The sequence below is a fragment of the Halalkalicoccus jeotgali B3 genome, assembly GCF_000196895.1.
Classification (GTDB): domain Archaea; phylum Halobacteriota; class Halobacteria; order Halobacteriales; family Halalkalicoccaceae; genus Halalkalicoccus; species Halalkalicoccus jeotgali.
Window position 1 is genome coordinate 100,146 of record NC_014297.1, and the last position, 13,572, is coordinate 113,717.

The window sequence follows — 13,572 nt, forward strand, 5'->3', positions numbered from 1 at the left end:
CAGATCGAGTATGGACATCACGAAGCGCCCGCGCCGCCTTCGGAGCGACGGGGTCCGGCCACTGATCAGCGAGACCGCGCTCTCCCCGGCGGACCTGATCGCGCCGGTTTTCGTCGACGCCACCGCCGACGAGCGCGTCCCCATCGAGTCGATGCCCGGCCACGAGCGCGTGCCCGTCGATGGGATCGTCGAGCGGGTACAGGAGGTACGAGAGACAGGCGTCGAGGCCGTCATGCTCTTTGGCATCCCCGCGGAGAAAGACGAGCAGGGCACTCAAGCGTGGGTCGACGACGGCGTCGTCCAGCGCGCACTCCGGCGGATCTCCGAGGAGACCGACGCCTACGCGATCGCCGACCTCTGTTTCTGTGAATACACCACGCATGGGCACTGCGGAGTGGTGGAAGAGGATGCGAAGGAGGACCCGCGCCAGACGGTTGACAACGACGCGACTCTCGAGCTGATCGAGCGCACGGCACTCTCACAGGCGCGGGCGGGCGCAGACATGATCGCTCCGAGTGGCATGATGGACGGCATGGTCGGCACCATCCGGGACGCGCTAGATCGCGAGGGCTTTACCGAGGTCCCGATCATGAGCTACGCCGTCAAATACGAGTCGGCGTTCTACGGCCCCTTCCGGGACGCCGCCGACGGCGCACCCGCCTTCGGCGACCGGCGACACTACCAGATGGACCCCGCGAACAGGCAAGAGGCGGTTCGCGAAGCCCGCCTCGACATCGAGCAGGGTGCGGACGTCCTCATGGTCAAGCCCGCGTTGCCCTACCTCGACATCGTCCGGGACGTCCGCGAGACGACCGACCTGCCGGTCGCCGCCTACAACGTCTCCGGGGAGTACGCGATGTTGCACGCCGCAAGCGAGAAGGGCTGGCTCGATCTGGAGGAGGTCGCACGGGAGTCGTTGCTCTCGATCAAACGGGCGGGTGCGGACCTGATCCTGACGTATTTCGCCGAAAGCATCGCGAGCGAGTGTTCCGCGGGCCGCCGGACGTAGGCCGACGACCGTACCGAGCGGATCGCTCGCGACCCGGTGGGCTGACAGCCGGACGGGCCCGCCGATTCCGGTAGCGGTGCCTCGGGGTGTTTCAACACGGCGCTGAAATCCCGCCGGCCACCGGAGAGCCCCCCGGAACCCCGCGGTGATCGCCCCCGTGGTCGCCGAGCGCGCGCGAGGCCGAGGGGCCCGAGCGGCCGGATCGCCGGCGGACGTTCGTCAGGTTCCATGGCGATGAATGCCCGGAAATCCCGACGAAGAACGACCTTATATTGCTATTATCCCATTGTGTATCGTACGTTCGTCTACCGCAGACGTTGTAAAATTCGTATCACGAACCCAATATATATGTAGTTCCGATTCCATCGAATCAGCCGTGAACTGGAACACATCCATAATCGAAATCGGATCGAACACTGACGAACGTCCACCCGAGGTGGTTGGATGCAAGTAGACCCCTCGGTGCTCGCGGAGGGGGTCAACATGATGTGGGTGCTGGTGGTGACGTTCCTCATCTTCTTCATGCACGCCGGTTTCGCGATGCTCGAAGCGGGCCAGGTGCGCTCGAAGAACGTCGCGAACCAGCTCACGAAGAACCTGCTGACGTGGGCGGTCGGCGTCGTGATGTTCTTCTTCGTCGGCGCGGCGATCAGCACGATCGTCGGCGCGATCACCGGCGGGGGAAGCTACACGCTGGCCGACGCCTTCTCCTCGACGATCGGCGGCGATTCGGCCGCCTGGGTCGATTGGCTGTTCGGCGCGGTCTTCGCGATGACCGCAGCGACCATCGTCTCCGGGGCCGTCGCCGGCCGCGCGAAGCTCCGTGCGTACGTCGGCTTTACCGTCCTCCTCGCGGCCGTGATCTATCCCGTCGTGACCGGCCTGACGTGGGCCGGGGGCTTCCTCGATGCGCTGGGCTTTCACGACTTCGCGGGCGGCATGATCGTCCACGCGGTCGGTGGGATCGCCGGGCTGACTGCGGCCTGGATCCTCGGCCCGCGGATGGACCGCTACAACGCCGACGGTACCGTCAACGTCATCCCCGGCCACTCGATGACCTTCGCGGTACTCGGCACGCTCGTGTTGGCCTTCGGCTGGTACGGCTTCAACGTCGGCACCGCCGCGACCGTCTTCACCGCCGAGGGCGGCGAACTCGCGCTGGGTGCCTTCGAGTACGTCGGGCGGGTCGCCCTCGCGACGACGCTCGGGATGGCGCTGGGCGCGCTCGGCGCGAGCGTCGTCTCGCTGGCGCTCACCAAGAAGGTCGACACGCTCTACGTCGCCAACGGCCTGCTCGCAGGCCTGGTCGGCGTGACCGGCATCGCCGACATCGTCACCTGGTGGGGTGCGGTGCTGGTCGCGTTCATCGCCGGCGCACAGCTCCCCCTGGTGTTCCGTTTCGTCGAGCGCAACCTGAAGATCGACGACGTCTGTGCGGTCTTTCCTGTCCACGGGTCGGCCGGGGTCATCGGCGCGCTTGCGATCCCCTTCGTCGCGATCCCCGGTGAGGGCCCGACGGTGGTCGCACAGGTCGTGGGCGTCGCCGTGATCGCCGCCTGGACGATCGGCGCGACCGCGCTCGTCTGGGGCGCGTTCAAGGCCCTCGGCCAGGCCCGGGTCACCCCCGACCACGAGCGCGACGGCCTGGACGTCTCCGAACACGGCGTCGACACCTACCCCGAGTTCGGCGGTCCCGACATCGCCACCGACGGCGGTCCCGACGTCGTTCGCACGGACGGTGGCGTCGCGGACTCGGGGATCAAGATGATCACCGCGATCGTTCGTCCCGACCGGCTGGGTGCGGTCAAACGCGAACTCGCGAACGTCGGCGCGCCCTCCCTGACGGTCACGAACGTCTCGGGCCGCGGCTCACAGCCCGCCAAAAAGGGCCAGTGGCGCGGCGAGGAGTACACCGTCGACCTGCATCAGAAGGTGAAAGTCGAATGCGTCATCGCGGACATCCCCGTCGACGAGGTCGTCGAGGCGATCCGCGAGGGTGCCAACACCGGCGAGCCCGGCGACGGCAAGATCTTCGTCATGCCCGTCGAGGACGCCCTGCAGGTCCGCACTGGCAACCGCGGCCCCGAAGCAGTCTGAACTGCAGGTAATCGACCGCGGTTTCGGTACAGACGATACTCCCTATTCTCGTCCGATTCGTAACCACTCGTAATTACTCCAGATGAGCAAACCATAAGTGCCTGTGCGCCGGCGTTGTTTCTATGGCGATACAACGGCGGGGTTTTCTGGCGCTGGCGGGTGGCACGGCTGCGGCCGGCCTTGCCGGCTGTACCGGGACGTTCTCGGGTGGCGAGGAAAGCGAGGGAGGAAACGAGAGCACGAGCGGCGGCGGCTCGATCGCCGACCAGGAACTGGTGCTCGCGACGACGACGAGCACCTACGACACCGGCCTGCTCGACGAGGTCAACGCGGCCTTCGAGGAGAACTTCGGCACGCCGGTCCAGGCGATCTCGCAGGGAACCGGTGCGGCACTCGAAACCGCACGGGCCGGCGATTGTGACATCGTGATGGTCCACGCCCGGAGCCAGGAGGACGAGTTCATGCGAAACGGCTACGGGATCAACCGCCGGGACCTGATGTACAACGACTTCGTGATCGTCGGGCCGAGCGACGATCCCGCCGGGATCGGGGGCAGCGGGGACGCGGTCGGGGCCTTTCAGGCGATCGCCGAGAGTCAGTCGCTGTTCGCCTCCCGTGGGGACAACTCGGGGACCAACACGGCCGAGCTCCAGATCTGGGAGGCCGCGGGCGTCGAACCCGGCGGCGAGTGGTACCTCGAGACCGGTCAGGGGATGGGCGATACGCTCAATCAGGCCAGCCAGCAAGGTGGCTACACCCTCTCGGATCGCGGAACGTTCATCTCCCAACAGGATGAGATCGAACTGGAGATCCTCGTCCAGGGACCCGTCGAGGGCGGTCCCGAGATTCTCGCGAACCCCTACGGGGTACTGGCGATCAACCCCGCGGTCCACGATAACGTCAACTACCAGCTCGCGATGTCCTACATCGGCTTCCTGACGAGCCAGGAGGGCCAGGACGTCATCGAGAACTACGAACTCGACGGCGAGCAACTGTTCTTCCCGCAGGCGCTCTCGGAGGACCCGAACTTCCAGCAGTACGTCCCGGAGGGCTGGCAGCCCGAGGGTACCGACGGGGGCAACGCCACAGGGGAGTGATGGCCCTCGAGGCGCTCCAGCCGATCGTCGAGTTACCCTTCGAGAGCCACTACATCCGGAGCATCGTTCGCGTCTCGTTGACGGTGAGTCTCACCGCCGTTGCGCTCTCGACGCTCGTCAGCATTCCCGTCGCCCTTACGGTCGGCTTCAAGGAGTTCCCCGGGAAGGGGCTCGTGACCGCCGTGATCAACACCGGGATGGGGTTTCCGAGCGTCGTCGTCGGCCTCGTGGTGCTCTTTGCGGTGTCGAACGAGGGGCCACTCGGCGCGCTGGACCTCGTTTTCACCCCCCAGGCGATGGTTATCTCCCAGTTCGTACTCGCCACGCCGGTGATCACGGGGGTGAGTCTCGCGGCGATCACGGGCGTCGATGACGCCGTCCGGAACGCCGCCTACGCGATGGGCGGGACCCGACTCGACGTCGCGCTCGTCGTCATCAAGGAGGCGCGCTTCGGGATCGCGACCGCGGTGCTCGCGGGCTTTGGCCGGGCGATCAGCGAGGTCGGGTCGGTGCTGATCGTCGGCGGGAACATCGCCTACGCCGACGGCACCGCCTACACCCGCAACCTCACGACGGCGATCACGCTGGAGGCCCGCCAGGGACGCTACGAGACGGCGATGTTCCTCGGGGCGATCCTCGTCGCGCTCGTCTTGCTGGTCAACGCCATCGTCGGGCGTCTCGGCGGGGGTGGGCGACGATGAGTGGTCTCCTGTCGGTCGAAGGCCTCGGCCACGCCTACGACGAACCGGTCTTTACCGACGTCTCACTGTCGGTCGACCGGGGCGAGGTACTGGCGATCATCGGCCCCTCAGGGGTGGGCAAATCCACGTTACTCAGGCTGCTCGCGCTGTTCGAACGTCCGGACGATGGGACCATCAGCTACGAGGGAACCGACGTCTGGGCGATCCCCGAAAACCGGCGCCTCGCGTTGCGCCGGAACGTCGGCATGGTGTTCCAGGAACCCAGCCTGTTCGACGCCTCCGCCCGGGAGAACGCCGAGTACGGCCTCCGGGTACGCCAGTCGTGGGCCGATCGCCTGAAGCGAAACGCGGCCCAACTCGTCGGGCGGAAAAACGGAACGAACGAGGCCGCACAGGAGGCGCTCTCGGTGGTCGGGCTCGACGGGAAAGGAGACCAGAACGCCCGCTCGCTGTCGGGCGGGGAGGCCCAGCGGGTCGCGTTCGCTCGCGCGCTCGCGTACGACCCTGCGGTACTGTTGCTCGATGAACCCACGTCGGATCTGGATCCCCGAAACACGGCCGTCCTAGAGACGGCGATCGGACAGGCCCGCGAGCGCGGGATCGGCGTCGTCGTCGCGACCCACGACATGCACCAGGCCGAACGGATCGCCGACAGGGTGGCGGTGGTACTTGGCGACGGGATCGTCGAGGTCGGGCCCACCGAGCGGGTCTTCGAGGACCCCCACGATGAGCGCGTTCGGAAGTTCGTCGAAGGGGAACTGATCTACTGAACGCCCCGACGAACCCACGGCGCCGAGGGCAGTCCCGCTGGCCGTCCCGAGGGAGGAGGATAGTCGACGCTGCCCGAGGTATCGCTCTCGGGGTCCGCCGAGATCCCGGCACCACCGCTGGATTGATTTCCTCGCCCGTCCTCGACGGTCGTATCGAATGGACGAGCAGGACGTTCGCGGTTCGGTCGAGGCTGGACTGATCGTCGGCGAGGAGACCATCACCGACCGGGACGTCGAGTTGCTGCGTGCGATCGCCGAACACGGCTCGATCCACGCGGCCACGAACGCGCTGGAACGGTCCTACGCACACGCCCAACGCCGGGTCGTCGAACTGGAGGAGGCGCTCGGTCCGCTGGTCGAGCGCCAGCGGGGCGGCTCGGACGGCGGCGGGAGTTCGCTCACCGACGGGGCCCACGCGCTGCTCGAACGCTTCGAACGCCTCGATACCGCAGCCGAGGGGTTGGTCGCCGTCGAGCAGACGGTGCTTTCGGGGCGGGTGATCGAGCGCGACGGGGAACTGGGCGTCGTCGAGTGCGCGCCGGGGCGGGTTCGTGCGCTCGTCCCGCCCGAGGAGGGGCCGGTCGCGGTGGCGATCCGCTCGGACGCCGTGACGCTCACGCCACCGGCGAAGACGCCCGATCCCACCGAGACGAGCGCTCGCAATCGGTTTGCGGGCGTCGTCAGGGCCGTCGAGCGCGGCGAGACGGTCGCGCGCGTCCGTCTGGATATCGGGGGCGAGACGCGGCTCGTGGCGCTCGTGACGCATGCAAGCGTCGAGCGCCTCGGCCTCGAACCCGGCCGGGAGGTCGTCGCCTCGTTCAAGGCCACGGCGACCCGAGCGACTCCGACACACCCCGATTAAGTACTCCGACCCGCAAGCACCGGTATGAACCTCGAGAACTCCCGCGAGTTGTACGACCGGGCGCTGTCGGTCCTGCCCGGCGGGGTGAACTCGCCGGTGCGCGCGTCGATCCAGCCCTATCCCTTCTTCGTCGAACGGGGCGACGGCGGGCACGTCATCGACGCCGACGGCAACCGGTATATCGACTGGGTGATGGGGCTGGGTCCCCTGTTGCTGGGTCACGATCTGCCCCAGTCGGTCGAGTCGGCGGTCCAAAAGCAGGCAAGCGCCGGCCCGATGTACGGCGCGCCCACGGAGATCGAGGTCGAACTCGCGGAGTTCGTCGCCCGTCACGTCCCCAGCGTCGAGACGGTCCGCTTCGTCAACAGCGGGACCGAGGCGACCGTCTCGGCCGTGCGCCTCGCACGGGGCTACACCGGCCGCGAGAAGATCGTCGTCATGCAGGGGGGCTATCACGGCGCCCAGGAGTCGACGCTCGTCGAGGGCGATCCCGACGATCCGTCCCCGAGTTCGAAGGGCGTGCCCGACTCTTTCGCCGAGCACACCATCCCAGTGCCGTTCAACGATACGGAGGCCGCAGAGCGCGTCTTCGAGGAGCACGGCGAGGAGATCGCGGGCGTGCTCGTCGAGCCGATCCTCGCGAACAAGGGGATCGTTACTCCTGTTGATGGCTATCACGAAACGCTGCGAAAGCTCACCCGCGAGCACGGCTCCCTGCTGATCTTCGACGAGGTCATCACCGGCTTCCGGGTCGGCGGGCTAGCGTGTGCACAGGGGAAGTTCGACGTCACCCCGGACGTGACGACCTTCGGCAAGATCGTCGGCGGCGGCTTTCCCGTCGGCGCGATCGGTGGGCGCTCGGAGGTCGTCGAGTCCTTTACCCCCTCGGGCGACGTCTTCCAAGCGGGGACCTTCTCGGGCCATCCGGTGACGATGGCCGCCGGACTGGAGACGCTGAAGTACGCCGCCGAAAACGACGTCTACGATCACGTAAACGCGCTCGGCGAGCGCCTCCGGTCGGGACTGACCGACATCTGTGCGGATCAGGCCCCCGAGTACACCGTCGCGGGAACCGACAGCATCTTCAAGGTGCTCTTGACGCGCGATGCACCCGTCGAAAGCGAAAGCCATTGTGAGAGCGGCTGTGAGCAACGCACCGAGTGTGCGCGATATACGCACTGTCCGAAGACGGGCGCGGACGTCGCCGGCACGGAGATCGAACGCTGGAACCGGCTTCTGTGGCCCGCCATGTTCGATCAGGGGGTCTTCCTGAGCCAGAACGGGTTCGAATCACAGTTCGTGAGCGACGCCCACACCACGGAAGACGTCGAGGAGACGCTCGAAGCCTACAAGGACGTCCTGTAAGGTCAGTCGGTGGTCGGCTCGGCGGTCGTGGCCGTCCCGGGTCGGTTCTCACCGGCACGCCGATTTTTCAGCGCGAGCGCAACGAACAGGACCGCGCCGGCCGCACGCAGCACGGGCCCGACGGCCAGCGGCGCGGTCAGGGTGTAGGGACTGACCAGCGCCATCAGGTCGGCGACCGTGGTAAACAGCGTCAGCGGCGTCATCAGCAACACTGCCGAGACCGCAAACAGCGCCCGTTCGACCCGCGGGACGCTCGCATAGAGGTAGCCGATGATCGTCGGTCCCAGCGCCACCACCCCGAGGAACGTCCCGACGATCGGGACGATCACTTCGGGGACGAAAAAGCCGATATCCAGCACGTCGGCGAGGCCGATGACGCGGGCGTCACCGTTGCCGGTCGAGCGAAGCAGGACGATCCCGGGGGTAAAGGCGAAGGCGAAGGGCACGATCGCCTTGTTCAGCGACAGCGTAAAGGCCTCGACGCCGGTCGGGAACGGGTCGGATTTGGCGACGCCGGCCGCGGCGTAGGCGGCGACGGCAACCGGCGGCGTGATGTCCGCGATCACGCCGAAATAGAGGATGAACAGGTGGGCGGCCAGCACCGGGATCTCCCCGCTCTGGACGATCGCCGGCGCGAGCACCGACGCCAACAGGATGTACGTCGCCGTCGTCGGCACACCCATCCCGAGGATGATCGCCGCGATCGCCGTGATGAGCAACAGTAGGGCCGTCGACCCGCCCGCAAGCGACGTGATGAACGTCGTGAGGTTCGGGGCGAGCCCGGTCGCGCTCAGGACGCCCGGGATGATGCCGACCGCAGCGACCGCGACGACGATCGGGGTCGCGGTCCGCGCGCCGGCCTCCAGCGAGCGCAACACGAACGTGCCGAACCCGAAGGGTGCGTTGCGAGCCAGCGACGGGCGACCGAGGGCGTTGGCGGTCGTCTCTGCGGTTTCGTCGACCGACGGATCGTAGTCCAGAAACGGCGCGTCGAGGTCGGGACGGGCCACCAGGACGAGGACACTCACCAGGAGGGCGATCCAGACGAGGTTCCCGGCCGCCGCCGAGAGCGCGGCCTCGACCCCCAGACCCCCGGTCGCGCCGCCGGTCAGAACGCCCAGCAGACCGGTGCCCGCGAACAGATACGCGAACGTTTCAAGCGCGAAGAGACCCACGATCGCGCCGAGCAACGGCCCGCGCGTGCGTTCGCTGTAGGCGGCGACGATCGCGATCGTTGCGATGATCGCGAGAATCGAGAACCACGCCGACCGGGCGACCGACAGCCGGGCGATGACCAGATAGTACAACAACAGAGCGATCGGCACGAGGTAGAACCACCCCTTCCGGAGGTGGGGGCGGATCGGGATGGTGTCTGCCTTGTCGATGCGCTCGATGTTCGTCCGCGAGGCCTCGAGGTGGACCATCACCCAGACGCCGAAGAAAAAGGCCACCGCGGGCACCGCGGCGGCGATGATGACGTCGGAGTAGGGCGTTGCGGTGTACTCGACGATCAGGAACGCTGCGGCGCCCATCACCGGCGGGAGGATCTGCCCGCCCGAGGACGCCGAGGCCTCGACCGCGCCCGCGAACTCCGAGCGGTAGCCCGAACGCTTCATCAGCGGGATCGTAAACGCGCCCGTCGTGACGGTGTTGGCGATCGACGAGCCCGAGATCGTCCCCATGAAGCCCGAGGCGAGGACGCTCGCCTTCGCCGGACCGCCCTTTCGGTGCCCGGTAACGGCGTAGGCCAGATCAATGAACCACTGGCCGGCACCCGACATCTCGAGGATCGCCCCGAAGAGGATGAAGATGTAGATGAACTGGACCGAGACGGTGACGGGGATACCGAAGACCCCGTTTTCGGTGTTGTACCAGAAGTTCTGAATGATCGTCGCCCAGTCGCCCGGCGGGATCGAGAAGATCTCGATGTAGGGCAGGCCGATCCCGAACCCGAAGGGCGTCGAGACGACGCCGTCACCCGGGATGAGATAACCATAGCGCGCATAGAGGACGAAGGCGAGGACGATCAGCGTGAGATAGATCCCCAGCGAGCGCCGTGTCGCCTCGAGGACGAGGATCACGCCCGCGGCCCCGAGCAGGAACGCGACCGAGGTCGAATCCAGCGGGATCCCGAGCGCCGAGATCGCCGCGACGAGGGGTTCGAGAGGGGGGACGATCTCGCCGATCGTCCGGCCCGTGCCGAGCCCGAAGACCCGCATACGCTGGACTTCCGAGAAGGACGTCAGCATGTAAAGCGCCGCGAGCACCGCGATCACGATACAGACGACGTCGGCGGGCGTCACCCGCTCGCGGCGCGCGTCGACGAACGCCCAGCGAACCCCGCTGCGAAGACCGCGGGCCCCACGGGTGACGGGGCTGTCGGCGCCGAAGCGATCGGAAAGCGCCGGGACGATCCGGGCGAGGCGACCCGCGAGGGGACCGTCGCCGGTCGTCGGCGGGTACAGGAGGAAGGCCAACACCAGCGCGAAGACGACGTGGACGGCGTTGACCTGTAGCAACTGGAGGGCGGCGAGTTCGACCTCGCCGACGATCGGCAGCGTGAGTCCGAACTCGAAGCCATGGGCGGCGATCCAGACCTGATAGAGCGAGAACGCGATACCGACGACCGCGACGAGCACCGCGGCGATCCCGCGGGGATCCCGCCGGCGTTCGAGCTCGTCGATCAGCTCCTGTTGTTCCTCCTCGGAGAGTTCGGGTTCGTCAGCCTCCCCAGTCGCATCCCCGGATGACGTACTCATGGCAAGTAGGTCACGCCCCAGCCCCTATATAGGGTGCGCTCCGGTCGAGGGTAGCATCCAGAACCGACCGGCGCTCGATCGAGAGCCGGACCGCACGGGCGTCCGAGCGCTCGACGAGGTCGTACGTTTGGGAGTCGACGTGAAGCCGGTGGCCGGCGGTTCGGCCGGGCTTGACCACCAACTCCTCGCTCGCATATGAGGGGTCGAACGAGAACGTGCCGTTCTCCCGGGTGACCTCCGCGCCCGCGGGCAGCCCCCAGCCGTAGGACTCAAACTCCATGCGCGTCATGACGAGCTCGTCGCCACGAACGGTGAAGGCGTCGAGCACCCGCGTCTTCTCGACGCTGTGGGTGTACTCGAGCGCGACGACGGTGCCGTTCTCGACGGGCGTCTCGATGAGGCGCTCGCCCGTGGCGGCGTCCTCGACCACGAGGACCCTATCTGCGGGCGTCGCCGCGGCACCGGCGACGGCGAGGGTCCCCAGAAGACAGACGACCGCGACGAACGCTAGTACGCGACGACGGCCCCTCACGACGTCCCCCCGCCCGAGGAGGGTCGCCGGGGCGACCGGAAGGCGGACGGACCGAGCGACGCGTTCGCACGTCGGCGGTCCGGATCAGGGACGCCGGCCATCGGCTCAGGCCGAGCTGTTGGTGTCGTTGCCGCCGGTGGCGTTCTCGGCGCTGTCGTTGCCGCTCGTGTTGCCCCCGCTCTCGTTTGTGCTCCCGCCGCCCGACCCGAAGTACGATTCGGCACCGGGGTGCAGCGGGATGGACATCCCCTCCTGGGCGGTATCGCGGCTGATGAAGTCCTGTTTGATGCTGAGCTGGTCGACGTTGTCGAAGATCGTGGTCAGGATCTCCTCGACGATGGCCTCGTCCTGCTCCTCGGTGGTGGCGATCATCGCCTGGACGGCCACGGTCGGGACGGCTTCCTCGACCCCCGAATAGGTGCCCGCGGGGATCTCGTCCTCGGCGAAGTAGTCGCCCGAATCGAGGATCTGCTGGCGGGCCTGTCCTTCGATCGAGACGATCGTGATGTCCGTGCTCGTCGCGAGGTTCTCGATCGCGCCGACCGGCCAGCCGCCGACGATGAACGCAGCGTCGATGTCGCCGTTCTGGAGCTGCTCGGCCGCCTGCGAGAAGCCCGTGTTCTGTTCGGAGTAGTCGGTGATCCCGACGGCCTCGAGGATCTGGACGGCGTCGACCTGCGTCCCGCTACCCAGATCGCCGGTATTGATCGTCGCCCCCGAGAGGTCCTCGACCGAGGAGATGCCGCTCTCGGCGCTGGCGACGATGTGGATCGTCTCGGGGTACAGCGTCGCGACCCCGCGAAGCGAGGGCACGGCGTTGCCCTCGAAGTCCTCGATGCCGGTGCCCTCGTAGGCGAAAAACGCCGTGTCGTTCTGGACCAACGCGAAGTCCGCATTGCCGCCCGCGAGGTTGCCGATGTTCTCGACGCTCGCCCCGGTCGAGCGCACCTGCAGCGAGTAGTCCGTGTTCCCGTCGACGATCTGCTTGAACTGGTTCGAGAGCGGGTAGTACGTCCCGCCCTGCCCGCCGGCGTCCCAGGTGAGTTCGGTGCCGCCACCGCCGCCGCCACCGTTCCCGCCGCCACCGTTGCCCCCGTTGCCGCCGTCGTCGCTCGTGATACAGCCGGCGAGCCCGGCGATACCTGCGAGACCGATTCCCTCCAACACCCTCCGTCTATCTATCGAACGCATACCTCCCCATAGACCTCACTCGGTGATAAATATGTATGTTTACCGATAATCGGGTCGTGAACGGCCCGTCGGTGATAAGTAACCTGCACCAGCAGGGTCGGTTGGCAAGTTTCCACCCGGAGTAGGGGGTTGTGCGATGGCACACAACTTCACCGAGGACGACGAGGGCAAGATAGTCGTCAACGACCAGGGCGATGAGGTCGGCATCATCGCGGACGTCGAACACGGCACCGCCTACGTCGATCCGAACCCCGGATTGACGGACAAGATCAAGTCGAAACTCGGTTGGGACGACCGCGACGAGGACACCTACCCGTTGCAGTCGGAGGCCGTCGCGTCAGTAGACAACGACGCGGTTCGGCTCGGTTCGGCGGCCGCGACCGGGACCGGAGCGACCGGGACCGCAAGCGAAACCACGACCGGATCGGGTGCCAACACGCCGCCGGGCAACACCGGCACCCGGGACGACGACGACGGACTGCTGGACGACGACGACGACACCCGTCGGTAGACCCCCACCGCGTTTTCGTTATTCTTCGACCGGGCCGGTGATCAGCGCCGACTCGATGAGGTTGCGGTGACCCCGACGCAGTCGCTCGGAGAGCGCCTGGTGTGAGATGTCGAGGCCCGCGGCGAACTCCCCGAGCGTGAGGTCCCGCGGGACGTTGTAGTAGCCACGTTCGACGCCTTGGACGAGGGTGTCGTGTTGTTCTTTGGTGAGGCTGTATTGGCCGCGGCGATCACCCTCGAGGTCGTAGATGCTGGTGACGTCGAAGTCGACGCCGGCGCGCTGACAGTGGTCGTAGGCCGCCGAGAGCGACTCGCGGTCGGGAAAGAGGATCCGCAGGCGCCACGTCCCGTCGCTGCCGGTCGCAGAGAGGACCGTCGAGTCGGTTTCGAGGACCGTTTGGACCGGATGGATCGAATCGACCCAGTCCATCCGATAGAGTCGCTCGGAATCCAGTTCCGAGAGGCACTCGACCCCGTTTACGGTCGGGTCCTCGGCCAGCGCCTCCTCGAAGCGATCGAACTCCTCGGTACGGACCCAGACGAAGGGGATGAGTCGTCCCTCGCTGTGGGCCGCGACGCGCTCGATCTCGAACTGGACGGTGGGCACGGCGGCCAGCGTGTCCCGGAGCGCGAACTCCGCGGCGGGGACGGTGAGTTCAGCGATCGTTCCCATGCGTTG

At 67.1% G+C, this 13,572-nt stretch carries 12 protein-coding genes; 8 read left to right on the forward strand and 4 right to left on the reverse strand.

What is annotated here, in order from left to right; translation table 11 throughout:
* The first annotated feature begins 10 nt into the window (after nt 1-10).
* The 7 genes from hemB (at nt 11) to hemL (ending at nt 7,901) form a co-directional block, all read left to right on the forward strand.
* Nucleotides 11-1,009 carry a porphobilinogen synthase gene (gene hemB / locus HACJB3_RS00480; protein WP_008419063.1) on the forward strand — a complete coding sequence of 333 codons (999 nt, stop codon included), beginning with the start codon at nt 11-13 and terminating at the stop codon, nt 1,007-1,009.
* A 444-nt stretch (nt 1,010-1,453) separates the two neighbouring features.
* Nucleotides 1,454-3,106, forward strand: coding sequence for an ammonium transporter (locus HACJB3_RS00485; RefSeq protein WP_008419062.1), 1,653 nt, complete (start codon nt 1,454-1,456; stop codon nt 3,104-3,106).
* Nucleotides 3,107-3,228: 122 nt separating this feature from the next.
* On the forward strand, nt 3,229-4,203 hold the full coding sequence (locus HACJB3_RS00490; protein WP_008419061.1) for a substrate-binding domain-containing protein: 975 nt from the start codon (nt 3,229-3,231) through the stop codon (nt 4,201-4,203).
* The gene (locus HACJB3_RS00495) at nt 4,203-4,904 is read left to right on the forward strand and encodes an ABC transporter permease (protein WP_008419060.1); all 702 of its coding nucleotides are present in this window, start codon (nt 4,203-4,205) and stop codon (nt 4,902-4,904) included. Before HACJB3_RS00490 ends, HACJB3_RS00495 begins: the two co-directional genes overlap by 1 nt.
* Nucleotides 4,901-5,674, forward strand: coding sequence for an amino acid ABC transporter ATP-binding protein (locus HACJB3_RS00500; protein WP_008419059.1), 774 nt, complete (start codon nt 4,901-4,903; stop codon nt 5,672-5,674). The genes HACJB3_RS00495 and HACJB3_RS00500 overlap by 4 nt, the downstream gene beginning before the upstream one ends.
* Before the next feature lie 157 nt (nt 5,675-5,831).
* Nucleotides 5,832-6,536, forward strand: coding sequence for a TOBE domain-containing protein (locus HACJB3_RS00505; RefSeq protein WP_008419058.1), 705 nt, complete (start codon nt 5,832-5,834; stop codon nt 6,534-6,536).
* A 24-nt stretch (nt 6,537-6,560) separates the two neighbouring features.
* Nucleotides 6,561-7,901 carry a glutamate-1-semialdehyde 2,1-aminomutase gene (gene hemL, locus HACJB3_RS00510; RefSeq protein ID WP_008419055.1) on the forward strand — a complete coding sequence of 447 codons (1,341 nt, stop codon included), beginning with the start codon at nt 6,561-6,563 and terminating at the stop codon, nt 7,899-7,901.
* Between the two features lie 2 nt (nt 7,902-7,903).
* Here hemL and HACJB3_RS00515 read toward each other — a convergent pair whose 3' ends face one another.
* The 3 genes from HACJB3_RS00515 to HACJB3_RS00525 all read right to left on the reverse strand — a co-directional run bounded on the left by HACJB3_RS00515 (nt 7,904) and on the right by HACJB3_RS00525 (nt 12,383).
* Entirely contained in the window at nt 7,904-10,660 is a 2,757-nt protein-coding gene (locus HACJB3_RS00515) for a TRAP transporter permease (protein WP_008419053.1), read from the reverse strand.
* Between the two features lie 10 nt (nt 10,661-10,670).
* Nucleotides 10,671-11,192 (reverse strand): DUF1850 domain-containing protein, encoded by a 522-nt coding sequence (locus tag HACJB3_RS00520; RefSeq protein ID WP_008419051.1) that lies wholly within the window; start codon nt 11,190-11,192, stop codon nt 10,671-10,673.
* Between the two features lie 105 nt (nt 11,193-11,297).
* The gene (locus HACJB3_RS00525; protein ID WP_049934182.1) at nt 11,298-12,383 is read right to left on the reverse strand and encodes a TAXI family TRAP transporter solute-binding subunit; all 1,086 of its coding nucleotides are present in this window, start codon (nt 12,381-12,383) and stop codon (nt 11,298-11,300) included.
* Between the two features lie 136 nt (nt 12,384-12,519).
* On the opposite strand from HACJB3_RS00525, the gene HACJB3_RS00530 reads away from it, so the two are divergent.
* Nucleotides 12,520-12,894 carry a hypothetical protein gene (locus HACJB3_RS00530; protein ID WP_008419047.1) on the forward strand — a complete coding sequence of 125 codons (375 nt, stop codon included), beginning with the start codon at nt 12,520-12,522 and terminating at the stop codon, nt 12,892-12,894.
* A gap of 18 nt (nt 12,895-12,912) precedes the next feature.
* Here HACJB3_RS00530 and HACJB3_RS00535 read toward each other — a convergent pair whose 3' ends face one another.
* Nucleotides 12,913-13,566, reverse strand: a complete 654-nt coding sequence (locus tag HACJB3_RS00535; RefSeq protein WP_008419044.1) for a helix-turn-helix domain-containing protein — start codon at nt 13,564-13,566, stop codon at nt 12,913-12,915.
* Between the last annotated feature and the right edge of the window lie 6 nt (nt 13,567-13,572).